Annotated in this window: 22 protein-coding genes and 1 tRNA gene; 7 read left to right on the top strand and 16 right to left on the bottom strand. The window is 57.3% G+C overall.

Annotation, left to right across the window (positions count from 1 at the left end):
• Positions 1–8 precede the first annotated feature (8 nt).
• Genes AC2FIS_RS01980 through AC2FIS_RS01965 form a run of 4 tightly spaced genes read right to left on the bottom strand, consistent with a single transcriptional unit; the run spans position 9 to position 3,310 of the window.
• Positions 9–1,043, bottom strand: coding sequence for an LLM class flavin-dependent oxidoreductase (locus tag AC2FIS_RS01980; RefSeq protein ID WP_496771780.1), 1,035 nt, complete (start codon positions 1,041–1,043; stop codon positions 9–11).
• Positions 1,043–1,963: a flavin reductase family protein gene (locus AC2FIS_RS01975; protein ID WP_496771779.1), complete on the bottom strand. Its 921-nt coding sequence runs from the start codon at positions 1,961–1,963 to the stop codon at positions 1,043–1,045. The genes AC2FIS_RS01980 and AC2FIS_RS01975 overlap by 1 nt, the downstream gene beginning before the upstream one ends.
• The gene (locus tag AC2FIS_RS01970; protein WP_496771778.1) at positions 1,960–2,739 is read right to left on the bottom strand and encodes an alpha/beta fold hydrolase; all 780 of its coding nucleotides are present in this window, start codon (positions 2,737–2,739) and stop codon (positions 1,960–1,962) included. Before AC2FIS_RS01970 ends, AC2FIS_RS01975 begins: the two co-directional genes overlap by 4 nt.
• On the bottom strand, positions 2,711–3,310 hold the full coding sequence (locus AC2FIS_RS01965; protein ID WP_058271883.1) for an amino acid synthesis family protein: 600 nt from the start codon (positions 3,308–3,310) through the stop codon (positions 2,711–2,713). Before AC2FIS_RS01965 ends, AC2FIS_RS01970 begins: the two co-directional genes overlap by 29 nt.
• A gap of 107 nt (positions 3,311–3,417) precedes the next feature.
• Between AC2FIS_RS01965 and AC2FIS_RS01960 the strand changes: the two genes are divergently transcribed.
• The 5 genes from AC2FIS_RS01960 to AC2FIS_RS01940 all read left to right on the top strand — a co-directional run bounded on the left by AC2FIS_RS01960 (position 3,418) and on the right by AC2FIS_RS01940 (position 9,405).
• Positions 3,418–4,281: a LysR family transcriptional regulator gene (locus AC2FIS_RS01960; RefSeq protein WP_496695255.1), complete on the top strand. Its 864-nt coding sequence runs from the start codon at positions 3,418–3,420 to the stop codon at positions 4,279–4,281.
• Between the two features lie 77 nt (positions 4,282–4,358).
• Positions 4,359–5,609 (top strand): sarcosine oxidase subunit beta family protein, encoded by a 1,251-nt coding sequence (locus tag AC2FIS_RS01955; protein ID WP_058277766.1) that lies wholly within the window; start codon positions 4,359–4,361, stop codon positions 5,607–5,609.
• A gap of 13 nt (positions 5,610–5,622) precedes the next feature.
• On the top strand, positions 5,623–5,910 hold the full coding sequence (locus AC2FIS_RS01950) for a sarcosine oxidase subunit delta (protein WP_282168437.1): 288 nt from the start codon (positions 5,623–5,625) through the stop codon (positions 5,908–5,910).
• Positions 5,907–8,852 (top strand): sarcosine oxidase subunit alpha family protein, encoded by a 2,946-nt coding sequence (locus AC2FIS_RS01945; RefSeq protein WP_496771777.1) that lies wholly within the window; start codon positions 5,907–5,909, stop codon positions 8,850–8,852. Before AC2FIS_RS01950 ends, AC2FIS_RS01945 begins: the two co-directional genes overlap by 4 nt.
• A complete protein-coding gene (locus AC2FIS_RS01940) occupies positions 8,845–9,405 on the top strand; it encodes a sarcosine oxidase subunit gamma (RefSeq protein ID WP_496771776.1) in 561 nt (186 codons plus the stop codon). Before AC2FIS_RS01945 ends, AC2FIS_RS01940 begins: the two co-directional genes overlap by 8 nt.
• Positions 9,406–9,412: 7 nt before the next feature.
• Here AC2FIS_RS01940 and AC2FIS_RS01935 read toward each other — a convergent pair whose 3' ends face one another.
• Genes AC2FIS_RS01935 through AC2FIS_RS01925 form a run of 3 tightly spaced genes read right to left on the bottom strand, consistent with a single transcriptional unit; the run spans position 9,413 to position 11,060 of the window.
• Positions 9,413–10,417 (bottom strand): GlxA family transcriptional regulator, encoded by a 1,005-nt coding sequence (locus AC2FIS_RS01935; RefSeq protein ID WP_496771775.1) that lies wholly within the window; start codon positions 10,415–10,417, stop codon positions 9,413–9,415.
• Positions 10,418–10,460: 43 nt separating this feature from the next.
• Positions 10,461–10,715: a hypothetical protein gene (locus AC2FIS_RS01930; protein WP_108858788.1), complete on the bottom strand. Its 255-nt coding sequence runs from the start codon at positions 10,713–10,715 to the stop codon at positions 10,461–10,463.
• Between the two features lie 12 nt (positions 10,716–10,727).
• On the bottom strand, positions 10,728–11,060 hold the full coding sequence (locus AC2FIS_RS01925) for a hypothetical protein (protein ID WP_496771774.1): 333 nt from the start codon (positions 11,058–11,060) through the stop codon (positions 10,728–10,730).
• A 73-nt stretch (positions 11,061–11,133) separates the two neighbouring features.
• Between AC2FIS_RS01925 and AC2FIS_RS01920 the strand changes: the two genes are divergently transcribed.
• Entirely contained in the window at positions 11,134–12,045 is a 912-nt protein-coding gene (locus AC2FIS_RS01920; RefSeq protein WP_496771773.1) for a LysR family transcriptional regulator, read from the top strand.
• A gap of 129 nt (positions 12,046–12,174) precedes the next feature.
• On the opposite strand, the gene AC2FIS_RS01915 is transcribed toward AC2FIS_RS01920, so the two are convergent.
• Complete coding sequence (locus tag AC2FIS_RS01915; protein WP_496771772.1) at positions 12,175–12,852, bottom strand: GntR family transcriptional regulator; 678 nt, start codon at positions 12,850–12,852, stop codon at positions 12,175–12,177.
• Positions 12,853–12,992: 140 nt separating this feature from the next.
• On the opposite strand from AC2FIS_RS01915, the gene AC2FIS_RS01910 reads away from it, so the two are divergent.
• Positions 12,993–13,994: an AbrB family transcriptional regulator gene (locus tag AC2FIS_RS01910; RefSeq protein ID WP_496771771.1), complete on the top strand. Its 1,002-nt coding sequence runs from the start codon at positions 12,993–12,995 to the stop codon at positions 13,992–13,994.
• Between the two features lie 46 nt (positions 13,995–14,040).
• Here the strand turns inward: AC2FIS_RS01910 and AC2FIS_RS01905 are convergent.
• From AC2FIS_RS01905 to AC2FIS_RS01870, 8 genes are all read right to left on the bottom strand, one after another.
• A tRNA-Ser gene (locus AC2FIS_RS01905) sits at positions 14,041–14,130 on the bottom strand.
• A 90-nt stretch (positions 14,131–14,220) separates the two neighbouring features.
• On the bottom strand, positions 14,221–16,650 hold the full coding sequence (locus AC2FIS_RS01900) for a DUF3772 domain-containing protein (protein ID WP_496771770.1): 2,430 nt from the start codon (positions 16,648–16,650) through the stop codon (positions 14,221–14,223).
• Positions 16,650–17,684: a cysteine synthase A gene (locus AC2FIS_RS01895; RefSeq protein ID WP_113788936.1), complete on the bottom strand. Its 1,035-nt coding sequence runs from the start codon at positions 17,682–17,684 to the stop codon at positions 16,650–16,652. The genes AC2FIS_RS01900 and AC2FIS_RS01895 overlap by 1 nt, the downstream gene beginning before the upstream one ends.
• A gap of 69 nt (positions 17,685–17,753) precedes the next feature.
• Positions 17,754–18,869 (bottom strand): NUDIX domain-containing protein, encoded by a 1,116-nt coding sequence (locus tag AC2FIS_RS01890; protein WP_496771769.1) that lies wholly within the window; start codon positions 18,867–18,869, stop codon positions 17,754–17,756.
• Positions 18,870–18,901: 32 nt separating this feature from the next.
• Positions 18,902–19,342: a TrgA family protein gene (locus AC2FIS_RS01885; RefSeq protein WP_496771768.1), complete on the bottom strand. Its 441-nt coding sequence runs from the start codon at positions 19,340–19,342 to the stop codon at positions 18,902–18,904.
• A gap of 16 nt (positions 19,343–19,358) precedes the next feature.
• Positions 19,359–20,567 (bottom strand): class I SAM-dependent methyltransferase, encoded by a 1,209-nt coding sequence (locus AC2FIS_RS01880; protein ID WP_496771767.1) that lies wholly within the window; start codon positions 20,565–20,567, stop codon positions 19,359–19,361.
• Between the two features lie 69 nt (positions 20,568–20,636).
• A complete protein-coding gene (locus AC2FIS_RS01875; protein WP_496771766.1) occupies positions 20,637–22,061 on the bottom strand; it encodes a cryptochrome/photolyase family protein in 1,425 nt (474 codons plus the stop codon).
• Positions 22,062–22,115: 54 nt separating this feature from the next.
• Positions 22,116–23,342 (bottom strand): aminotransferase class V-fold PLP-dependent enzyme, encoded by a 1,227-nt coding sequence (locus AC2FIS_RS01870; protein ID WP_496772102.1) that lies wholly within the window; start codon positions 23,340–23,342, stop codon positions 22,116–22,118.
• Positions 23,343–23,356 lie beyond the last annotated feature (14 nt).

Genomic DNA, 23,356 nt, shown 5'->3' with positions numbered 1-23,356 from the left:
GGTGGTCCTCACTGAAATGCCGGCATCACGTCGTCGATGAATCGCGCCAAAGAGGCGCGCTTGCGTTCGTTGGTCATGCCGCTGTCGACCCAGAACGAAAACTCGTCATAACCCAGATCTTCATAGCGCTTGATCCTGTCGATCACCTGTTGCGCGGTCCCAACTGTCAGATCACGGCCCAATTTTTCTTTGGTATACATCGGGTTCGCATCCATCTCGGCCTCGGCAATCGGCTTGATCAAGCCCTGTTCAACTGGCCGTTTGTTCATGAACCATGCACCAAAGTAATTGTAGTACCGGCGCAGATTTTGCACGCCCTGCGCAACATCCTCGTCATCTTTGCCGACATAGGTGTGGTGCAATAACATTATCTTGGGGCGCGGACCCGCGTAGCTGTCACAGGCATCGTTGAACCGCCCCATCAGGGTCTCGATCTCTTCCATGCCCTGCCACAGCGGGGTGACCTGAATATTGAATCCGTTGTGAACGCCGAATTCATGACTGTTAGGATCCCGCGCGGCGATCCAGATTGGCGGGCCGTCCTCCTGATAAGGTTTCGGCGCCGAAGTTGCCGCCGGAAACGCATAGAACTCGCCTTCATGGGCGCAGTCGCCTTGCCAGATCTGCGGCAACAGCGGTGTGGATTCGCGCATGCGCTGCCCCGCTTCCCATGCGTCCATTCCCGGCATCAGGCGTTCATATTCATAGGAATACGCACCGCGCGCGATCCCCAACTCGATACGCCCTTTCGTCATCTGATCCGCTGCGGCAGCTTCACCGGCCAGTTTGATGGGATGCCAGAACGGCGCAATTACCGTCCCGGTCCCCAACCGAACATTGCGCGTGTGATGCGCCAGATCGACCAGCGACAGAAACGGGTTGGGGGCAATGGTGAACTCCATCCCATGATGTTCACCTGTCCAAACTGCCCGCATGCCCCCGTCATCAGCCATCTTCACCAGGCTCACGAATTCATCATACAGAACATCGTGAGGCTGATCCGGGGTCAGACGTTCCACGTGGGCAAACAGTGAAAACTCCATCAAATGGCTCCTTTACCGAAACTGTGAATTTCGCCGCGCTCGGCGTCACCGAGATACAGCCCGAAAACGCCTTCGCGGGCTTCGAGGGCGTAGCGGGTCATCATGTGGTGCAAACTTTTGCTGGCATAAGTCAGATCGGCCAGATCGCCGATGTCTACCCATTCGGCATTGTCCGTCTCGGCGGTCTGACCGCAGGACGCCAGAAAGAACGTATAGTGCAGGTTCGTTTCGGCATCGTTGAACGAAGAATAGACCTGTTCGATCTGTGCCCGAATGCCCCGATCGGAAAGGCCCTGTGCCAACCTGTTGCGTTGCCCCCCGGGTTCCGCACCGGCGATTTGAACCGGGCGAAACGCGCCTTTGTGGCGTTCCAGAAGAACTTTGCCATTTGCCGCAACAATCGCACCGCAGATTGTCGGAACCTGCGCGTCCATCTCACGCTCAAGTCCAAGACTGAAATACGACCCGTTCACATAACCCAGACCGTTTCCACCGATATGGGTGAAGTCTGTGACTCGGCCAATCAGAACCGTGTGGTCGCCTGCGGGCAGCGCCTGATGCGTTTCACAGCTGAACTGCGCCAGCGCTCCGTCGATCAGCGGCAAGCCATTGGCTCCGTCGCGATGCGCCACCCGACCAAATCGGTCGCCCTTGAAACTTGCGAAAGTGTTGGAGACGCCCTGCTGCCCATCTGCCAGAACATTCACCGCAAAATGTGTGCATCCGGCAAAGGTATCGTGGCTGGACAGAAACTTGCCGGGACACACCAACAACAAAGGCGGATCAAGCGACACAGACGTGAAGGAATTTGCCGTGAACCCGACCGGATTACCGGACATATCCCGGGTCGTCACAACCGTTACGCCGGTCATGAAGTTGCCGAATGCATCACGTAGGGCGCGAGTGTCAATCTCGGTCATGGCAGGCACCTCCGAACGAGCTCAAGCAAATTTGCGTTAACGTCAGCCGGGTGCGTCATGGGCATCATATGGGCGGCGTTCGGAACAATTTCGACACGCCCTTTTGTCACCTTCTGCGCCATGTCCTGTGACATGCCCGGTGTGGAATTTGGCTCATCCTCGCCCGTCATAAACAGTGCCGGGCACTTGATGTTTCCCAGTTGTGCGTCAGTCGGGCCATCGCTTTCGGCAAAGACGGTATAGGCTGCTTTGTAGCCCCCCGGATCAACATCTTTCAGCCAACGCGAACAGGCTTCGCCTTCTTCTGAAACCTGATCGCCGAACCAACGCTGCAAGGTCACGGTAGGTTCGTTCATGGCCACAGCATCCAGTGCCGCCGCGCGGGTCGTGACAGCCGCACGCGCTTCAGGGGTTCGGCGGTAAATTGCGTTCAACGCGGCAATGCCTCTCACCTGATCATGCCCCGATGCCGCAATGTCCAAAGCAATCAACGCCCCCATGGAATGCCCAATCAGAACGGCAGGCTCGGTCAATCGGGCCGCGATCGGGTTGGCGTATCCATCCAGCCCAATAGCACCTTGGAACGGGGTTTCTCCGTGCCCGGGCATATCCGGACACAGAACACGATACCCGGCGGCAGACAGCGCATCGATCTGCGCGCCCCAGGCTTCGGCGCGCAAGCCAACGCCATGGAGCAGAACCACAAGCGGGCCTTTACCTTCGTCTATCGCGGCGAGCCCGCCGATGTCAGACCGAGGCCGGGTTGTCCACGTCATGGCCCAGATCCTTCAAGTCCTGATAACGGTCGCCGATTCGATGATGCGGACGGCCCGAGGTTGCTCCGCCCAAAACCACGACGATCTCATCCGCACGGGGCGCGTCGGGGATGGCGAATTGCAGCGTCAGATAGTGTGACCGGCGGCCCGCATCATTCTTGTCCATCAGAGGCACCATGATCGGTGTGTTCGCCGGGCCCCGGGTGTTGGTGAATGAAAGATAGGACTTGGCGTCAACCGCCTGCCGGAAGATGTTCCCGAAATGCAGCGTGTGGATCAGGCCCGAGGCATGCTCAACCTCTCCGTCCAGCCCCACAACCGCGGCCTTGCCATAAGCCTCAATCGCCTCACCGCTTCCGGCAAGCGCGATCATCCTGTCGGTCAGTTCTTGACCCAGGATTGGGCCATAGGCCAAAATTTCCGGCCGTAGATCTTCGACGAAACGTCCAGCCCAAGGGTTGGTAACAACCGCTGCTACAGCAAACATGCGCCACGGCCGTTCGGCTTTGCGATATCCTTCGATCAGAACTTCTTCGTCGAAGGTCACTATTTTACGAATTTCCGGCTGCACGTTATCCCCCAATCTTGAGTACGAGAAATATCTTTGATTGGCCGGCACTTTGACAAACGAAAGAAGTTGGGTCTTAGGTATTAACAAAGCTACTAGGTCGGTTGCACATGCCCAAAACACTGCCCCCCCTTACATGGTTCAGGTCTTTCGAGGCCGCGGCCCGAAGGTTGAGCTCAACAGCTGCGGCGGATGAAATCGGATTGACCCAATCCGCCGTAAGCCAGCAAATCAGGTCGCTGGAATCCCGGCTTGGCGTCGTCCTGTTTCATCGGCATCCGCGCGGTCTTTCCTTGACGGATGAAGGGCGAAAGCTGCTGCCGCAGGTCGAAGCCGCACTGCAATTGCTGCAATCCGCCGCCTCTCCGTATTTGGCAGAGGAACGGGCTAAGCACGTCACTGTTGCAGCATCGATCAGTATCATCGAATGGTTAATTTCCCCTGCCCTGCCCCAGTTTCGCGACCAAAACCCAGATACGTCCATTCGCTTTGTCAGCACGATCTGGCCGGATGAATACTCGGCCCTGCGCGCCGATGTTGAAATCCGGTTCGGGTCAGAAAAACAAGTCGGGCGGGATGCAAAACCGTTACTGCCGAATGACCTGATCGCAGTAAAAGCGCCTGGCTTGGTTGGCGCTTTTCAGGACTTGCCCCTGATCGAGGCCGTGGGAACGTCAGACAACTGGTCCACATGGGCGGAAGTCACCGGTCATAAAATCCATACCCCGGCCTATTATGTCGATTCTTACGGGCTCGCCTTGCAATTGGCGGCTTCCGGGAACGGCGTGGCCTTGGTGAATGCACTTATCGCCGATCACGCTCTGCAGACCGGACAGGTCGCGCGTGCCTTCGATGAGACTGCTCCAGCGGCCGAAGGGTACTTTCTGGCCGTGCAGCGCGCATCACCCGAGGTTGACGCCTTTGTATCATGGTTTTCACAATTGGTTCCCGGCTCGTCACACCAAAGGGTCTGATTCAGACACACCAATGTCGCATCTGAGGATATCGCTGAGCAGGAAAATAGTGAATTCTGGCAAAAAAGGTCCGATTCATGCGATATTCAGGCTTTCGAGTCATCAAAGAGGCGCTTACCGGCCACAAAGGGTGGAAACCGGTCTGGCGTGACCCCGAACCCAAAGCCCATTACGACATCATCGTCATAGGCGGTGGTGGTCATGGGCTGGCGACGGCCCATTATCTGTCCAAGGTCTACGGTCATCGCAATGTCGCGGTTGTCGAAAAGGGCTGGATCGGCGGCGGCAATGTCGGGCGGAACACGACAATCGTTCGCTCGAACTACATGCTGGACGGGAATGAGCCGTTCTATGAATTCTCGATGAAACTGTGGGAAGGGCTTGAACAAGACCTGAACTACAACGCCATGATGAGCCAGCGCGGAATACTCAACCTGTTCCACACGGATGGTCAGCGCGACGCTTATACGCGGCGCGGCAATGCGATGATCCTGCACGGTGCAGATGCCGAATTGCTGGATGCCGATCAGGTACGCAAAGAACACCCCTATCTGAATTTCGACGACGCGCGTTTCCCGATCAAAGGCGGTCTGGCCCAGCGACGGGGCGGCACCGCGCGCCATGATGCGGTGGCCTGGGGCTTTGCCCGGTCCGCGGACAGCCACGGTGTCGACATCATCCAGAATTGCGAAGTCACTGGTCTGCGTATCGAGAACGGCAAATGCCTGGGCGTCGAGACCTCAAAGGGCTTTATCGGGGCTAACAAAGTCGGCTGCGCTGTTGCCGGTAACTCGGGCCGGGTGATGAACATGGCGGGCATGCGACTGCCGATTGAAAGCCACGTGTTACAGGCGTTTGTGTCCGAAGGTCTGAAGCCGGTTCTGCCCAGCGTCATCACCTATGGGGCCGGACATTTCTATGTCAGCCAGTCCGACAAAGGCGGGCTCGTCTTTGGCGGCGACATCGACGGTTACAACACCTATGCGCAACGCGGGAATCTGCCGGTGGTCGAGGATGTCTGCGAAGGCGGCGTCTCGTTGATGCCGATGATCGGGCGCGCCCGTCTGCTGCGCATGTGGGGCGGTGTTATGGACATGTCTATGGATGGCTCTCCCATCATCGACCGCACTCCGGTCGAGGGACTCTATTTCAATGGTGGCTGGTGCTACGGCGGGTTCAAGGCGACCCCGGCGTCCGGTTACTGTTTTGCGCATCTGTTGGCGAAGGACGAACCGCACTCTACCGCGACGGCCTATCGCTTCGACCGGTTCCGCACGGGCCGGATGATCGACGAAAAGGGCGTGGGCAACCAGCCCAACCTGCACTGAGGGGAGCACGAGAATGATTATCAACCATCCCCTTCTGGGCCCGCGTGACGCATCTGAATTCACCTATCTGGGTGACGCGTCACTGATCAACCGCCCGGACTGGCAGGCCGAAGACGCGGCGGACGCGTTCTATGAATACGGCTATCTGCGCGACAATCCCGCAGGCAAGCATCAAGAACTGTGGTATCACGAGGCTGGCGACCGGTCGTGGCTGGTCGTTACCCGCGACACCACCACACATGAGATTTCCAAGGTAGAACTGGCCCGCGATGTGGCCCGCGCGCGGGGGCGATCCAAATGACCCAGAACAACAGGCTGAGCGGTGGCCAGATCGACCGCAATACCACTGTGAATTTCCGGTTCGACAACCGCAACTATACCGCCCATCCCGGCGATACGCTGGCTTCGGCTTTGCTGGCCAATGACGTGCGGTTGATCGGACGCTCGTTCAAGTATCACCGCCCGCGCGGCCTACTGACTGCCGGATCCGAGGAACCCAATGGCCTTGTCGAGCTGCGCTCCGGCAACCGGCAGGAACCCAACACACGGGCCACAACGACCGAGATGTTTGACGGGCTTGAGGCGCAATCGCAGAACCGTTGGCCCAGCCTGAAATTCGATGCGCTTGGCGTGAACGATCTGTTCTCGAATTTCCTGTCCGCCGGGTTTTACTACAAAACCTTCATGTGGCCGGCGGCTTTTTGGGAAAAAGTCTATGAGCCGATCATCCGTCGCGCCGCGGGCCTTGGCTCTTTGTCGATGGAGGCTGATCCCGACGAATATGACAAAGGGTTCCGCCACTGCGACCTGCTGATCATCGGCGCGGGTCCATCGGGCTTGATGGCAGCCCTGACTGCAGGACGCGCGGGTGCGGACGTTATTCTGGCTGATGAGGATTTTCGGTTCGGCGGACGTCTGAACAGCGAGACATTTTCGGTTGGCGATCTAGGCAGCGACGATTGGGCCGCGCAGGCTGTGGCAGAACTGTCCTCCATGCCGAACGTCCGGCTGATGGCCAGAACCACTGTCATCGGCGCCTTCGACCACGGCATCTATGGCGCTGTTGAACGCACCGGGGATCATGTGGCCACCCTGCCCGCCGGTAAACCGCGCCAGATCCTTTGGCGTATCTACACCAAGAAAGCCTTGCTGTGTGCGGGGTCGACTGAACGGCCCATCGCGTTCGAAAACAACGATCGCCCTGGCATCATGATGGCCAGCGCGTTGCGAACCTATGCCAATCGGTTCGCGGCCACTGCCTCTCAGCGCGTGGCGATCTTTACCAACAACGACGACGGTCACCGCACCGCTGTCGACCTGCATGCCAAGGGCGTTCACATTTGCGCCGTTATCGATATGCGTGAGGATGCTCCGGTCAACTACGATTACGAAGTCCTGAGCGGCGCTCAGGTTGTGAATACCAAGGGGCGTCTTGGTCTGACCTTTGTCGAAGTTGCCCTGCCCGACGGCTCGACCCGCACGCTGGAATGCGGCGCGCTGGGCGTTTCGGGGGGTTGGAACCCGAATGTACACCTAACCTGCCATCAGCGCGGGCGTCCGGTCTGGAACGACGATCTGGCCGCCTTTGTGCCCGGTTCAAATCTGCCCGTCGGATTGACTGTCGCGGGTGCAGCGAACGGAGTGATGTCTACGCAAGGTGCATTGCAATCCGGTGCCGAGGCTGCCGCGGCAGCGCTGGAGCTGAGCGTTGCTCAGCCTGTCTTGCCCGAGGCCGAGGATACTCCGATCGCGCAGAAACCGTTCTGGTATGTCGAAGGCTGCAAACGCGCTTGGCTGGACCAGCAAAATGACGTGACCGTCAAGGACGTCAAACTCAGCTATCAGGAAGGGTTCCGGTCAGTTGAACACCTGAAACGCTATACCACCCTTGGCATGGCGACTGATCAGGGCAAGACCTCGAACATCAGCGCATTGGCGATCATGGCCGAGGTGGCCGGAAAATCGATCCCCGAAACAGGGACAACCATTTTCCGCCCGCCCTACACGCCTGTTCCGATCAGCACCTTCGCCGGTCGGATGAAGGGACAAGAATTCCACCCCACGCGCCTGACGCCCTCGCATTACTGGGCCAAGGAACGGGGCGCTGTATTTGTCGAGGTCGGCAACTGGCTGCGCGCGCAGTGGTTTCCCCTGCCCGGTGAGGTTCATTGGCGTGAATCAGTGGACCGTGAAGTGCGCCAGACCCGCGCGTCCGTCGGGGTGTGCGACTGTACGACACTTGGAAAAATCGACGTGCAGGGCGCGGACGCGGCTGATTTCCTGAACCGCGTCTACGCGAACGGTTTCGCCAAGCTTCCCGTGGGAAAAACCCGCTATGGCCTGATGCTTCGCGAAGACGGCATGGTGATGGATGATGGCACAGCCGCGCGTCTGGCCGAGGATCATTTTGTCGTCACAACGACCACGGCCAACGCGGTAAATGTCTATCGTCACATGGAATTTGTGCGCCAATGCCTGTTCCCGGATATGGATGTGCAGCTGATCTCGACCACCGAATCCTGGGCGCAATATGCTGTCGCTGGTCCCAATTCGCGCAAGCTGTTGCAAAAGATCGTCGACCCTGAATTCGACATTTCAAACGACGCGTTCCCGTTCATGGGCTGTGGCAACATTACGGTCTGCGGCGGGTTGCGCGCGCGGCTGTTCCGGATCTCATTCTCGGGAGAGTTGGCGTTCGAAATCGCGGTGCCCTCACGCTATGGCGATGCGCTGATGCGGCGTCTGATGACCGAGGGTGAAGAATTTGAGGTTGTCCCTTACGGCACCGAAGCGCTGGGCGTCATGCGGATCGAGAAGGGCCACGCCGCCGGAAACGAGCTGAATGGCACCACAACGGCATTGAATCTTGGATTGGGTAAGATGGTGTCGAAAAAGAAAGACAGCATCGGATCGACCCTGTCCGAACGAGAGGCCTTAGTAGAACCGGATGTCCTGCGGCTGGTCGGGATCAAACCGGTATCGCCCGAAGAAAAAGTCACCGCTGGTGGCCATTTGATGAACACGACCGGCCCGGTGGATGCCGCGCACGATCAGGGCTATGTCACTTCGGCTGCGTATTCGCCCATTCTGAACAGCAATATCGGGCTGGGTCTTTTAAAGGACGGCGCAAACCGGATGGGCGAGAAAATGCGCCTTGTGTCCCCATTGACCGACCTGACCGTCGAGGTCGAAATCGTATCGGCCCATTTCGTTGACCCCGAAGGAGAGCGTCTGCGTGCATGATCTAGTTGCAATAACCGCATTGGGCGGGTCCGAACCGCAGGTCGATACTGTTGGCGGGATTACGTGTTCGGAAGTTCCGGGCGTCGCACTGGCATCCGTCGCCGCGCGGATGGGACAGGAAACCAAAGCCAGCAAAGCCCTGGCAAAACTGATCGGTGCCCCTGCACCTGGTATCGGCCAACATGCCGGTGACACTGTCACTGCCTTTTGGGCCGGTCCGGATCAGTGGATGATCGAGGCGCCTTTTGACACGCACGAAGAGCTTACTGATCAAGTGAAGTCCGCTTTGGGCGATACCGTGTCAGTGACAGAACAGACCGACGGGTGGACACGGTTCGACCTGAACGGCGACCAGATTCCGGCGGTGTTGGAACTGTTATCTATGCTTGACCTGCGCAATATCGATGCGGGCAGCGTCGCCCGTTGCTCAATTCACCACATTGGGTGCTTTGTTCTCTGTCGGTCAGACGAGTCGTTCAGCATTTATGGCCCCCGTTCATCCGCCGGGTCGCTGCATCATGCCATCGTCACTGCAATGCGGTCGGCGCTGTAAAACAACGTCAGACTGACGGCAATGGCGCGTTACCTTCGACACGGAAGCGGTTGATTCTGCGACGGTCTTCGCTGGGGCTTAGCCCAAAGGCCGACCGATAATGCGTCACAAGCGGCGCCACTGAGCCATAGCCAATCGCTGCGGCGATATCTGCAATCGGGTCCTTGGTATAGACCACCATTTGGCGCGCCGCCTTCATGCGCATGGCGCGATAATAATGGCTGGGGCTTTGGCCGGTGGCTTGTTTAAAGGCGCGTTCCACCTGGCGTGGCGTAACCCCCATCTGCTGTGCGGCCTCTGCGATGGAAATTGGTTCGCTCATGTGGCCCGCGAACATGTCGACACAGCGCGAAACCAAAGGCGGAAGGCTGTCGCCAGTTTCCGGCGCAGTCGTGGTGGGAACCTGTTGCCGCACACCTGCCCCGCGCATCATCGGATGCTGGAACCAACAGGCAACCTCGTGCGCGACATCGCCGCCCAGCCGATCCTCGATCAGATGCAGGGCCAGATCGAACCCGGCCGCAGCGCCAGCTGCGGTGTAGCGCGTGGCCGTTTTCACGATCACCTCGCTACGCGAGTCGACTTCGGGAAACTCAGCCAGAAATGCGGCCTCATAGCACCAATGGACGGAAACAGGTTGCCCCCCCATCACCCCAGACCGGACCAATGGGAAAACCCCACCGCTAATCCCGCCCAAAACGGTGCCATGCCTTCCGAGACTGCGCAGAGCACCGTTGCCAACGGCTGTGTTGTCAAAGCCGGACGTTGGGCTGCTGAGAAGGAACAGAATGTCGATATCCTTGCAGTCGGTCAGAGACTTCTCGGCCTCGAACCGGACACCTGCGCTGGATTGTACTTTCTGTTGACGCTCGGACAGCAGCGACCAGCAAAACGCCTCTTGCCCGGCGATTTCATTGGCCGCCCGCAACGGCTCGATTACCGAGGTCAGGCAGGCCATGGGAAAGCCGTCAAACAGCAAAAAGCCGATTTTGATTCTGTCTTCATTTCGCATAAGGCTGTTCTAGCAAGATTTCCACAACTGCCATATGCGAAGTTCATGCCCACCGGATCAAGCCGATGATCGCCGAGGCCGCATAGAACCCCTGCAACAACAGGAACGTCCAGCGGCGATCAATCACGGCCCAGGCCGCAAACAGGCCCGAGGACAGTAACAACAGGGCAAACCCGAACAGCTCGGCCCCTGTATTAGACGCGATCAACAAGGCATAGGCCATGGCCAGAACCGATCCAGTGATTTCGAATACCGTCGTCAGACCGCGCCGGTCACGGGTTTTGATTTGATCCGTCATAGCTCAGCCCTTTCACTTCAGGAGATTGATCAGCGGCGCGGGTGTCTGTTTGGGCTGATCATTTATCGGGGATTGACCGCAGTATTTCGGCAACTTGTGAACGACGGGAACTTGATCGGTAACCGACCCATTAAGCGCCGGATCCCAAGGTCGTTCAGACTGACCAAGACGCGCCAGATCGAATAAGCGTACCCTCTTGCCCGCCGCAGCCCGTACAGGCAGCACGTCGCGCCGGATGTAAGAAAATGTGCTGTGGATCAAAACCACCGGATCGTCTTCCCCATGGGTTCCGGGGACCATCCGCGGGGTTTTGATCACTGTGTGATCCGGGACGAGATGCGGCATGCGAATGTTCCTGAGCTTTGGATTTCCTGACCAGTAGTTCAATACTGGCGCGTGACACAAATGAATGATATTCATGGCTCAATTAAAATATGTCATGGCTTCACAAATGACCGACCGATTGGAAATTGACGCCCTGCGCGCCCTTCTGGCTATCGCAACCCATGGCGGCGTGACGCGCGCGGCCGAGCATCTGGCGCTGTCGCAATCAGCAGTCAGCCACAAAATCAGACGGTTAGAGCAAGCCCTGGACTGCGATCTTCTGGCGCGCCGACCCGGTGGCCCTCTGTTCACGGAAACAGGTCTTCGCCTGTGCGACTATGCCCGCCGAATATGTGCCCTGCACGATGAGGCGCTTGCCAGTTTGGGCAAGAAACCCTTGGCCGGCGCACTCCGGCTGGGCATGACCGAAGACACGGCAACCAGCGACATCGCCCGCATTTTGGGTCGTTTCACACGGCTTTATCCGGACGTACAGGTTCGAACACGAACCAGTCAAAGTCTGAACGTGCAAGAGTGGTTGAAAGCCGGAGAGTTGGATGTCGCCGTCATGCAAATCTTTCGGCACGATGCGCGGCCAGATGACCTGATCCTGTTCGAGGACACACTCCACTGGGTAAAGTCACCGGATTACCAACTGGATACGACAGCACCTATCCCCTTTCTATCCTTCGACAGCCAGTGTTTCTATCGCAAATGGGGCTTTGGAGATGGGCAGTTGCAAGAGCACCGCTTCGACAACGTATTAGAATGCCCAAGCGCCACAGGTATTCAGTCCGCCGTGCGGTCCGGTTTGGGCGTCGCCCTGTTAAATGGAATGCATGTCACACCGGACATCGAGGTGATCAAAGGCGTGTTCCCCGCCCCCCCGGCCATCGTTTTTGTCGCGCGTATGCATGTTAAGCGCCGAAACCCTGCCGCGATGGCGCTGGTACAAGAGATCAGCCGCGAGGTTGAAGACGCCAACCCTTTGAAAGTGGTCAGCTGAGTGTTTGTACCGGAAGAACCTAAACAACGACCTCCACGATGGTCGGGTTTTTCGTCGACTTCTGCGGATGGGAGGAGTGGTTTGGCGAAGGAACCAAAGACCAAGAGTTAGGACAATCAGCTCCTCAGGTCAGGCCTGATCAATTGCGCGGTCCCGTTTCTGCAACGCGCGGATACGCATCCGCTGTGCCGCATGAACATGGGCACGCATCGCCAGCTCGGCTGCGTCGCCGTCTCGAGCCTGCAAGGCTTCCATCACACGGCGATGCTCACCCACGGCATCGTCTGCGCGCTGACCATCCAGCATTTGGGATGGACCCAATATCAACAGCGCCTTTTGCAGCGATAACATCGACTTTGTGAGAAAGCGGTTTTTGGCGGCATCCAATAGCGTGGCGTGGAAAATACGGTTCAACTGAGCGGCTACCGGACCGGTGCCAGCCTCGGCAAGGCGATTGTTCAGAACGTTCAGTTCGTCCAGTTCCACATCCGAAGCCGCGCGTGCCGCCAACCGTGCCGCTGTTCCTTCAAGTACGGCGCGCATTTCATAAAGTTCCATGACTTCCGAATAACTCAGACTGCGAACCGTTGCGCCCAGCCTGGGGACATGCGTCACCAACCCATCCGCTTCGAGTTGCCGTATCGCTTCGCGCACAGGAGTTCGGCTGACGCCCAGTCTTTCGGACAGCTCGATCTCTCTCAGACGTTCACCAGGTAACAAAACACCTTCGCGAATTTCATCCAGCAAGCGCTGATAAGCGGAATTCCCCTGCGGGCCGGTTTGATTAGGATCTTCTTGAGTTTTCATCGTTCTCAATCTTGCATATCGGGTTTCTTTGTATACATTTGGATACATGCCTTAGTCAACAAAATCGGACACTATCCTTGACCGTTTCAAGCCTTCATTTGTCGCCGCTGATGCAACGGTCAGTTACGCTGATATTGGCTATGTTAGGAACTGCAGTTTTTTGGGCGTTGAACCTGCCGCTGCCCTTTCTGTTCGGGCCGATGTCAGCGTGTTTGATTGCAGCTTTGGCACACGCACCCATGCGGGATTTCGGGCAAATCTCGGTCGGGTCCAGAACAATCCTCGGCGTCGCGGTTGGGGCGTCGATCACACCCAGCCTGTTCGCCGAACTTCCAAAGATGGCTGCGTCCCTTCTGCTGATACCGGTATTTATCCTTCTGATTGCAATGGTTGGCGTGCCGTTCTTTCGAAAATTCTGGGGCTTTGACGAAAAAACTGCGTTTTTTGCCGCCATGCCGGGCGGGTTTCAGGACATGGTTATCTTTGGGGCTGAGGCCGGTGCCAATCCGCGAACCCTGTCTCTGATCCACGGGACGCGCGTGTTGATTATCGTCACCCTTGCCCCTTTATTTCTGACCTTGTTTTACGATGCCGAACTGACCAACCCAGTGGGCGAACCTGCCTCGGCCCTACCCTTGCATGAACTGATCCTCATGGCGGTCGCAGCTTTTGTCGGCTGGAAAGGCGGAGAGAAGATCGGGCTTTTGGGTGCTTCGATTCTTGGACCATTAATACTGACAGCGGCCTTGTCGCTTGGGGATTTCATACATACCCGCCCCCCGCGCGAGGCGATCCTGTTCGCCCAGTTCTTCATCGGCTGTGGGATCGGCGTCAAATTCGTCGGTGTCACCTGGTCTGAGCTTAAACGCGTCGTGGCGGCTGGCTTCACGTACGTGATCTTGCTGGCCGTTCTGGCCGCTGCTTTCACGGCAGTGGTCACGGCGCTTGGGATTGGCCAGCCGGTCGAAGCCTTTCTGGCCTTTGCACCCGGCGGACAGGCAGAGATGACGGTGCTGGCCATCGTTTCGGGGGCGGATCTGGGATATGTGGTCACGCACCACCTGGCGCGCATTGTCGTCGTTATTATCGGCGCGCCAATCGCGGCCAACCTACTTCTGCGGTGGTCGAAATCCAGGGATTGACGGATTCACGTCCAAGCGCGGCTGGATGAATGTTGATAGGGGGTTGTGGCGGAGAGACAGGGATTCGAACCCTGGAGACGGTCTCCCGCCTACACACTTTCCAGGCGTGCGCCTTCGACCACTCGGCCACCTCTCCGTGCCGGCGTTATTTGAACTATCGCCGGGGGATTTGCAAGGCCCCATTGTGGTGAAATTTCACCTGAAATCGAAAGCCTTGCAAAGGCAATTAAATCTCGTCGCCGTCACCATCTGCCAAATCGCCCTCGGTCATCTCGACAGGATTTGTGGATGGCTTTGCGGACGGTGTTTCGTCAGTGTTCTTGCTGGGTTGGGCTTCGCCGCCCTGCAACGCCTCGGGATTGCGCAACCAGAGATCGCGCTGTGCAAACGGGATTTCGATCCCCTTGTCGACAAAGCGCCGGTTGATCTCGTGGTTCATATCGGATTTGACTGACAGCACCCAGTTCACATCGCGCAGGATGGCCCGGATTTCAAAGTCCAGCGAATCTGCGCCAAACCCCTGGAACACCACACTGGGGGCTGGATTCGCCAAAACCATCGGGTGTGAATTCGCGATTTCGCCCAGGATCTTCTCTACCATTCGGGTATCAGTACCATAAGCGACGCCGACCGGTACAATCACCCGCCCGATCGTATTGCCGCGTGTATAGTTCGTGACAACGCCGCTGATCAGGTCCGAGTTCGGAACGATCACATCCGTTCGGTCAAACGTCTCGATCCGCGTGGACCGGACGGAAATATCACGGACGTACCCCATCATCCCATTCACGTCGATCCAATCCCCTTTCGAGATTGGGCGTTCGACCAACAGGATAATGCCCGACACAAAGTTCGACACGATGGTTTGCAGACCAAAACCGATCCCGACTGACAACGCACCGGCAACAATAGCCAGCGATGACAGGTTGAACCCGGCAATCGTAATCGCAACCAGCGCGGCCAGGAAAATACCGACATACCCGGTGCCCGAAACAATCGCGTTTTGCCCGCCTGGATCAATACTGGTCTTTGGCAGTAGCGAATTGCGCAGCCCGCTTTGCAGCATCCGGGTAAGGCCATAGCCGACGGCAAATATGACAAGGAAGGTAAAGAAGTTGCTGGGCGAGATCGTGACGCCACCGATATCGAACCCCTGCAGCAGACGCGACCAGACCTCTAGCAGGTCGGTTTCACGCGCGCCCCAATAAAGCGCGAGGACCGGCATAGCCAGAATGGCCATTGCAAAGCCGATGAGAACCGAAAACAGCGAGTCCTTGGCTTTATCGCCCTGCCCGCCGAGCCATCCGTAAACAGACGTCAGGAACCGTTGGACGATGACCAGCGCGGCAATAAGAACCAACGACCGCACGGCCGGGAAAACGATTGCCTCAGCCGCATTCGTATACCCCAGCATTGCCAATATCGGGCTGGCGATACCCAGGAAGAACAAAGCGCGTCGAATGAACTCCACCAGCTGGCTGAACCCGGCAGCGCGGGCCGTTGCAGACGGCTCATCTGCATCGACCGGGACATCAACACTGCGGACGCGACGGACGCGCAAAAGAATCAAAGCTGTTGCGACGATGACCGGAAAGACGACGACAGCGCGCGTCGCATCCGAAATATTTTCGATCTGATCGAACAGGTTCACCAGTTCGTGCAGGATCAGGAGCCCGGCAAGAAAATCGAGGTAGACGCGTAACTCGGTGACTTTTTGCCGGGACAGTTTTTTGAAACCTTGCGCCGCTTGCAGCACATAAACCTGTCGGCCAATCCAGTCATAATACAGGATGATCGCGGCCCAATAGGGCACGTTCTGCATCAACAGCGTGCCGCGCAGCCCCAGAACGCCTGTCATCACAACCGCCTGAACCAGAAGCCAGACGCCGAACCAAGGAAGGATAATGCGCAGCAACGAGGTCAGGAACGTCCATACGCCACTTCCCTGCCCTCCCAAAGCTCGCATACGTTCACCGGCGGCTTCGGACCAGCGCTTGCCGTAAAGCAGCAGAACACCGGCGACGAACACCAAGGCCAGAATACCCAGCCCACGGGACCGCAAACGTTCATGCACCACGTCAGTTTTCAGATTCCGCCGCGCTTCGTTGAACAACGCTTGCGCAGCTTCGTTCACATCAACCCAGGCCGGCCGCCAGTGGGTAGGGTTCATTGGCGACGGGCCACGCTCCAAAAGCTCTTTCTTCTGACGGTCCCGCAATAGCTTGTCTATTTCGGATATCAGACCATTTGATCGGCTGAATGCTTCTTCTGAGATGATCTGTGGGACGCGCAAACTGTTCAGCTGCTCGTTTAGGTGCTCTCGTAGTGTGGCAATGTCTTCCGGTTCGGTCGCATCGCCCTCGGGCGCAGCACCAAGAGCCTTGATCTGGTTTTCAAGCGTTTGGATACGTTCGGTGTTTGCACCGCGTGCCCGATTGAAATCGTCCCGGTATTCGTTGATCTCGGCGCGCAGGTTTTCGAGCGAAGCGTTCGACGCGCGATCGGCCTCGATCACCGTCTCGGCGCGGTCCGCCGTTTTGACCCAGCCCTGATAATATTCGCTTTGACGATCTGTAAGCTGCGCGGCAGCGGGGCCGCAAAGTATCGCAAAACATACCGCAACAAGGCTCAGGAACAGGCGAACACGCCGCAGCATCACACGTCCTCAAAAACGCCGGGGATACTGCGTGGAGCTTCGGTCATCCAGTCCGGGACAGGCAATTCCTTTTCGCGCAGGAAGTCCGGGTTGAACAGCTTGGACTGATAGCGTGTGCCATAGTCACACAGGATGGTCACGATAGTGTGGCCCGGACCCAGATCTTTGGCCAGACGTACCGCACCAGCCATGTTAATGGCGGTTGAACCGCCCATGACCAGGCCTTCATCGCGCAGCAGGTCAAAGATGTAAGGCAGCGCCTCGTTATCCGACATCTGATAAGCGAAATCTGGTTTGAACCCTTCAAGGTTCTTGGTGATACGCACCTGACCGATGCCTTCGGCGATCGAGCCGCCCTCCATCGCGATTTCGCCGGTGGTGTAATACGAATACAGCCCAGCCCCCATCGGATCGACCAGACCGATCTTGACGCCTTTGGGCTGCAACGCATCCGCTACGCCCGCCAATGTACCGCCCGAGCCCACGGCACAGACGAACCCGTCAACTTTGCCATCGGTCTGTTCCCAGATTTCGGGACCGGTCGTTTCCACATGCGCCTGACGGTTCGCCACATTGTCGAACTGGTTGGCCCAGATCGCACCGTTGGGCTCGGTCTGCGCCAGTTCTTCGGCCAAACGACGGGAATAGTGTACGAAATTGTTGGGGTTGCGATACGGTGCGGCCGGAACCTGAACCAGCTGAGCCCCAGCTAGTCGCAGCATATCCTTTTTCTCTTCGGACTGCGTTTCCGGGATGACGATGACGGTCTTGAACCCCATCGACGCACCAACAAGCGCCAGACCGATCCCGGTGTTACCTGCGGTGCCTTCGACAATGGTGCCGCCGGGTTTCAGGTCGCCACGCGCAATAGCATCGCGGATGATGTAGAGCGCCGCACGATCCTTGACCGACTGGCCGGGGTTCATGAATTCGGCCTTGCCGAGAATCTCGCACCCGGTCTCTTCACTGATGCGACGCAGGCGGATCAGCGGGGTTTTTCCGACTGCGTCGGCAAGGTCTCGTGCAATGCGCATGGCGCCCTCATTTCATTTCGGATCAACGCAGATTTACCTGTGGTGCGCGATGACCACAAGCGGCGAAAATCATCCGCGCAAGCGCTCACGGTGACGTGCAAGCCAATGGGCCACCGCCAAAAGCGGCAAATCCTTGAACCCATGACTGTCGACTCTGCCCATGAAATCACTGAAAGGCAGGATCTGGGTTCGGATATCCTCACCTTCCGTGGCCAACCCGCCATCTTTGATGGTCTTGGTCAGATCAGCCAGCCCGACATAAAGGTATAGATATTCAGTCGATGAACCGCTGGAGGAATACGCGCCGCCTGCATATTCCAGCCGGTTCAGCGCAATCTGGGCTTCTTCTTCAGCCTCGCGCAGGGCCGCCTGTTCCGGCGTTTCGCCTGGGTCGATCATCCCGGCGACCGGTTCCCACATCCAGGGTTCAGGATCCTCAGCCAGAAAGATCGGTGCCCTGAATTGTTCGACCAACAATACCGTGTCGCGCACGGGATCATATGGCAGGACGATCACGGCGCTGCCCTGCATCAGGCTGCTGCGGTTCAGAACTTTGCCCATCGAGCCATCGTACTGGCGATGCTGCAACGCGACTTCTTCCATCCCGAAATAATTGACATAGGCCGGTTTGCGGTCGTGCACGATGACGTCTTTGGCAGTGTCTCGTGCATCACCTGTCGTACGTTGACGGGCAGCCAGCTTTGCCCATGCACGCGTCCGGATCGACGGAAAGCTGCGCGCAATCTGTTCCGCATCGGCCTTGCCGTATAACCCCATAACCTCTTGCGCGGCGAGCATTGTCATCGCGCCCCACTCATCCACCCAGCCCTGCAGCGACCACACGTGGGCGCGGTTCCAAAGCCCTGGCTCAGGGTAGAACACAAGGGCTTGCGATTTTGATCCGTCGGCCAGTTCAACCGTCTGCTCCAGCAGGTCGTAGTCAAAGCCACCCTCGTAAAAAACCAAACGGTTCTGATCTTCCTCACTCAATCCCCGGAGGAATAGTCCTTTGGCCAGACTGCCTTCCTCATGAACAATCATGGGAAAGGCCTGATCCTGCACGCTATGGACTGCATGATCTTTCAGAGTGGCTTGGGCAAATTCAAGTTTGGACGCTGGACGTCCCAATACAAGCTCCAGCAATGGCAAGTGCCGCAGCGTGCCATAAAAGAACAGATCTGACACTGTTGGATTCTTTCGTACTTTAAGTTGTTAGCTCACCGCCACCGGCGGGCTGCTTCCTCGGTGACCAGCCCAGTGACCAGAGCCCCAATGACCAAAGTCCACAAGATTTCGGGCACCACAAGTTGCTGACCATATTCAACACCGATTTTAAAGATGGAGATCAGCGCCTCGAACGGGCCGTCATACCGGTGGCGCATTGCCAGGCGGAGCATTTCGTTGACACCCTGAACAAACAGGCCCCAGAACACCAGCGCCGCCATTCCGGTCAAGCCGTTGTTGATTGCGGCAGTCCAGCCCCGGCCGGCACGCTTGCCCATGATCCACCAACCGCAAATCACGCCCAAAGCCATGTTTACATAGGTAAACATACCGTAGTTCTTACCTTCATCACCGTTTTCGATGACCATACTCGAAACTAAGAACGCCACGATCAAAAGGCATAAGCCAGAAACAAGCTTGGGGGCAGTGGGCATTTCTGAAGTCCGTTCCTTAACTCGGTTTCGCTATAGTGATCTGTGTCACATCGCAATTACCGGTGTCAAAGGCTGCTCCGCAGGCGGTCAAATAATAATTCCACATGCGGCGAAAACGCTCATCAAAGCCCATTTCCGAGATTTCGTCCCACTTGCCGTTGAACGTGTCATACCAGCGGCGCAGGGTCAGGTCATAGCTTTTACCGAATTCTTTCGAATTGACGACTTTCAAACCCGCCTGAGCAACTTGTTCCTTCAAAATGGAAGGCGCCGGAAGCATGCCGCCCGGGAAAATATATTTCTGAATGAAATCAATACCGTTACGATATACATCCCATCTATGGTCCGCGACGGTGATAATTTGCAACGTCGCTTGCGCCCCGGGTTTTAACCGCTCACGCACAGTGTCGAAATACACAGGCCAGTACTTTTGACCTACCGCCTCGAACATCTCGATCGATGCGATTCCGTCATACTGGCCACGCTCATCCCGGTAATCCTGCAATTTGAATTCAACCAAATTCGAAAGACCAGCATTTTCAATACGCTGCCTCGCAAACTTCAACTGCTCTTGACTGATCGTCAGACCTGTGACCCGCAGGCCACGCTCTTTCGCAGCGTATTCAGCAAAGCCGCCCCAGCCACAGCCAATCTCAAGAATATGATCTCCGGGTTTTGCCCCCATTTCATCGACCATGCTGGCATATTTTGCGGTTTGCGCCTTTTCCAGACTTTCCTGCCCTGTTTCGAACAGTGCGCTGGAATAGGTCATCGTGTCATCAAGCCACAAACGATAGAAATCATTGCCCAGATCATAATGGTACGAGATGTTCTTTTTGGCCTGTGTCCGGTTATTGCGGTGCAACCAGAACCGTAACCGCTCATACATCTGCACAAGGACTTTGCCGGTGAAATCGTCGTAGACCGTTTCATTACCCATATGCACCAGGTCCATAAAGGATCGCAGGTCCGGCGTGCTCCAGTCACCTTCCAGATATGCGTCGGAAAAACCAAGTTCACCTTCGCGGACCAGGCGGGCAAAAACGTCTGGATTATGGATATCCACGCGCGCAACCGGCCCGGGCTTGGTGCCCTCGGTTCGAAAGACACGACCATCCGGCAGTCCGATGTCCAATCGGCCAGACTGCATCCGGCTAACCATTTTGAATACTTGCGCAAAGTATCTGGGCAGGTCTTTCTGCCCCTCGGTGGTCATCAAAGTCATCCGCTCTCCTCTGTGCGGCCGCGCAAACAGGCTAGGCCGAGTTTGTGTTTGTGGCAAGTTTTCAATTCGTTACTGGTTTTTTCGGCCCTCATAGGCCGCCAATGCACGCGCCCGACCGGCTGCCAAAGTGACAACGGGTTGTGGGTATGGGTCCTGTGGGTTGAGGCTCCATGACTTCGGAACCGCATCAAAATACGCCAGTGCTGTTGCCGGTGGATTGCTCTGCCCTTCGGCAATCCACTGCTGAACGAAGTCCGATTGCGGATCGAACTTTTCCTGCTGTGTTTGCGGATTGAAGATGCGAAAAAATGGCGAGGCATCCGGCCCCGACCCTGCAACCCATTGCCAGCCCATCGCGTTTGCCGCCGGATCCCAGTCGACCAAACAATCCGCAAACCAATCCATGCCAATTTTCCAATGCGTCATCAGATGCTTGGTCAGGTAGCTCGCCACAATCATCCGGGCCCGATTGTGCATTCGCCCGGTCACATACATCTGCCGTAGCCCAGCGTCGACTGCCGGGACGCCGGTTTTCGCCTGCTTCCAGGCGAGAACTTCGGGCTGGCCCGCATCAGTGTTCCAGGGAAATCTATCCCACTCCGGCTTCCAATTACCGCTGAGTAAGGATGGAGTGTGATACATCAGATGATAAGCGAACTCGCGCCAGACCAATTGGCGCAAATAGGGTTCGCCCCCCTGAACGCCCGTCATCCCGGCCCGCTGAACTGCGTGCCAGACACTGCGCGGGCCTATTTCACCTAAAGACAGATACTCGGACAGGTTGGATGTTCCGTCCAAGTCCATGCGATCCCGGTGATCTGAATAGTTGGCGATGCGGTCCAGAAAATGATGCAACGCCTCAAAAGCTGCGGTTTCGCCCGGTCGGACATGGGGTGTGACCACGGATGCTCCGCGGCGCATCTGCGCGCCCAGATGCCAATCCTCAAGGTTTTCAGAAACGGGCCACATCGCGGGCGGTTTGAGATGAGACACAGCGTTGTTTGGGGCCGGAACATCCCGGCTGCGCACTGAACGCCACATTGGAGTGAACACACGGAACGGCTGCCCTGTTTTCGTCGCCACTGTCCAAGGTTCGAACAAAAGATGGCCGGCGAAGGATTTAACCGTGATACTCTGGTCGCTCAGAGCCGTCTTGATTTTCGTATCTCTGGCAATGGCGTCAGGGTCATAGGCCCGAGACCAAAAAACATCGCCTGCACCAGTTTCGACGACAAGCTGCTGCAAAACGGTCAGCGCATCCCCATGCCGCATAATCAGGCGGCTGCCAGCCTGTTCTAACACCTGGGCAAAAGCCTTTAGGCCCAATCCAAGACGCCATTTCGGCGCTGCGCCCAAAGCCTGGACCGTGTGGTCCAGAATGAAAACTGGTATGATCGGTCGCCCGCTCTCAACCGCGGCGCTCAGTGCAGGGTGATCCGACAGGCGCAAATCCCGTCGGAACCACATTATGATCGGTGACCGCTGCTGTTCCATGTCCGCCCTGCTCTTTTCTTCTTTCTTCGGTTACGAAGCAGCAGGGGAATTGGATCACAAAACGTCGTCTAGTGCATTCAAAAGCTGATCAATTTCCTGTTTGGAAGTATAGTGCGTGAAACTGACCCGCAGCACGCCCTGATCCGGGTCGACCCCCATCGCGGTCAACGGGCGCACGGCATAGAAATCACCTCCGCCGGCCATGATTCCATATCCAGTCAGATCGGCGGCAACCGCTTCGGCATTGCGGTTCAACGCCAGGGCCACAGTCGGCGCGCGGCGGCTGGCATCGGATGTTCCGATCAGGCGAACGGCGTTGCGGTCTTTGACCGCATCCAGAACCGGTTGCAGCAACGCGACCTCATGCGAGCGCATCAGATCATGGGCGAATGAACCACGCTCGGCCGCTTCGCCGGTTGGCCCGCCATGATGATCACACAGCAGATCAATATAATCCGCCATGCCCGCGCTGGCCGCAATCTGGGCATGGTCCGGTCCCGCCGGAGTAAACCGTTGGTACAGCACGTCGCCGTTGAAGTAGTGCCCCTGGTTCGGCAGCATCTCCCCCAGCGTACGCCGGATGACCATACAACCCTGATGCGGCCCATATGTTTTGTAGGCCGAAAACAGATAGATATCCGGCCCCAGATCACCCACATTCGGAAACCCGTGTGGTGCATAGGATACGCCGTCAACGCATACAAATGCCCCCGCCGCATGGGCAATCGCGGTGATCTCGGTCACCGGGTTGATCTCTCCGATCACGTTCGAGCAATGGGGAAAGCACACCAGACGCACGTTTTCGTCCAACAGGTTTTCTAGGTCCATCGGGTTCAACGACCCGGTTTCGGGATCAATCTGCCATTCGCGGATTTCGATCCCCTCGTCCGCTAGTCGCCGCCATGGACCTGAATTCGCCTCATGATCCTGATTGGTGACAATGATGGCCTCACCCGGTTGCATCCATTGGCGGAAAGCTTGCGCCAGAACATAGGTGTTCTGCGTAGTCGAAGGGCCAAAGCTCAGCTCATCCGTCTCGACGCCCAATATGGCTGCCATGCGTGCCCGGGCTTCATCCATTTCCTCGCCGGCAAGACGGCTGGCCTCATAGGGTGCATAGGGTTGCACTTTACGCTGGGTGTAGTACCGCGTCAGGCGATCGAGCACTGACTTGCAAGTGTATGACCCACCGGCATTTTCGAAGAATGCCTGCCCTTGCAGGCTGGGCTCGGAAAACGCGGGGAACTGCCCACGTACAAAATCGATATCAAGGGATGTCATCCCGCCTCTCTCCT

Source organism: Ruegeria sp. CDSB113, assembly GCF_059611045.1.
The sequence above is the reverse complement of the archived record's forward strand: the minus strand, read 5'-3'. Positions and strand labels throughout refer to the sequence as shown.

What these genes read in the sequence shown, in the direction of transcription:
- AC2FIS_RS01980 (WP_496771780.1), bottom strand. Translation starts at nt 1,043, where the DNA reads ATGGAGTTTTCACTGTTTGCCCACGTGGAACGTCTGACCCCGGATCAG.
- AC2FIS_RS01975 (WP_496771779.1), bottom strand. Translation starts at nt 1,963, where the DNA reads ATGACCGAGATTGACACTCGCGCCCTACGTGATGCATTCGGCAACTTC.
- AC2FIS_RS01970 (WP_496771778.1), bottom strand. Translation starts at nt 2,739, where the DNA reads ATGACGTGGACAACCCGGCCTCGGTCTGACATCGGCGGGCTCGCCGCG.
- AC2FIS_RS01960 (WP_496695255.1), top strand. Translation starts at nt 3,418, where the DNA reads ATGCCCAAAACACTGCCCCCCCTTACATGGTTCAGGTCTTTCGAGGCC.
- AC2FIS_RS01955 (WP_058277766.1), top strand. Translation starts at nt 4,359, where the DNA reads ATGCGATATTCAGGCTTTCGAGTCATCAAAGAGGCGCTTACCGGCCAC.
- AC2FIS_RS01950 (WP_282168437.1), top strand. Translation starts at nt 5,623, where the DNA reads ATGATTATCAACCATCCCCTTCTGGGCCCGCGTGACGCATCTGAATTC.
- AC2FIS_RS01945 (WP_496771777.1), top strand. Translation starts at nt 5,907, where the DNA reads ATGACCCAGAACAACAGGCTGAGCGGTGGCCAGATCGACCGCAATACC.
- AC2FIS_RS01935 (WP_496771775.1), bottom strand. Translation starts at nt 10,417, where the DNA reads ATGCGAAATGAAGACAGAATCAAAATCGGCTTTTTGCTGTTTGACGGC.
- AC2FIS_RS01930 (WP_108858788.1), bottom strand. Translation starts at nt 10,715, where the DNA reads ATGACGGATCAAATCAAAACCCGTGACCGGCGCGGTCTGACGACGGTA.
- AC2FIS_RS01925 (WP_496771774.1), bottom strand. Translation starts at nt 11,060, where the DNA reads ATGCCGCATCTCGTCCCGGATCACACAGTGATCAAAACCCCGCGGATG.
- AC2FIS_RS01920 (WP_496771773.1), top strand. Translation starts at nt 11,134, where the DNA reads ATGGCTCAATTAAAATATGTCATGGCTTCACAAATGACCGACCGATTG.
- AC2FIS_RS01915 (WP_496771772.1), bottom strand. Translation starts at nt 12,852, where the DNA reads ATGAAAACTCAAGAAGATCCTAATCAAACCGGCCCGCAGGGGAATTCC.
- AC2FIS_RS01910 (WP_496771771.1), top strand. Translation starts at nt 12,993, where the DNA reads ATGTTAGGAACTGCAGTTTTTTGGGCGTTGAACCTGCCGCTGCCCTTT.
- AC2FIS_RS01900 (WP_496771770.1), bottom strand. Translation starts at nt 16,650, where the DNA reads ATGCTGCGGCGTGTTCGCCTGTTCCTGAGCCTTGTTGCGGTATGTTTT.
- AC2FIS_RS01895 (WP_113788936.1), bottom strand. Translation starts at nt 17,684, where the DNA reads ATGCGCATTGCACGAGACCTTGCCGACGCAGTCGGAAAAACCCCGCTG.
- AC2FIS_RS01885 (WP_496771768.1), bottom strand. Translation starts at nt 19,342, where the DNA reads ATGCCCACTGCCCCCAAGCTTGTTTCTGGCTTATGCCTTTTGATCGTG.
- AC2FIS_RS01880 (WP_496771767.1), bottom strand. Translation starts at nt 20,567, where the DNA reads ATGACTTTGATGACCACCGAGGGGCAGAAAGACCTGCCCAGATACTTT.
- AC2FIS_RS01875 (WP_496771766.1), bottom strand. Translation starts at nt 22,061, where the DNA reads ATGGAACAGCAGCGGTCACCGATCATAATGTGGTTCCGACGGGATTTG.
- AC2FIS_RS01870 (WP_496772102.1), bottom strand. Translation starts at nt 23,342, where the DNA reads ATGACATCCCTTGATATCGATTTTGTACGTGGGCAGTTCCCCGCGTTT.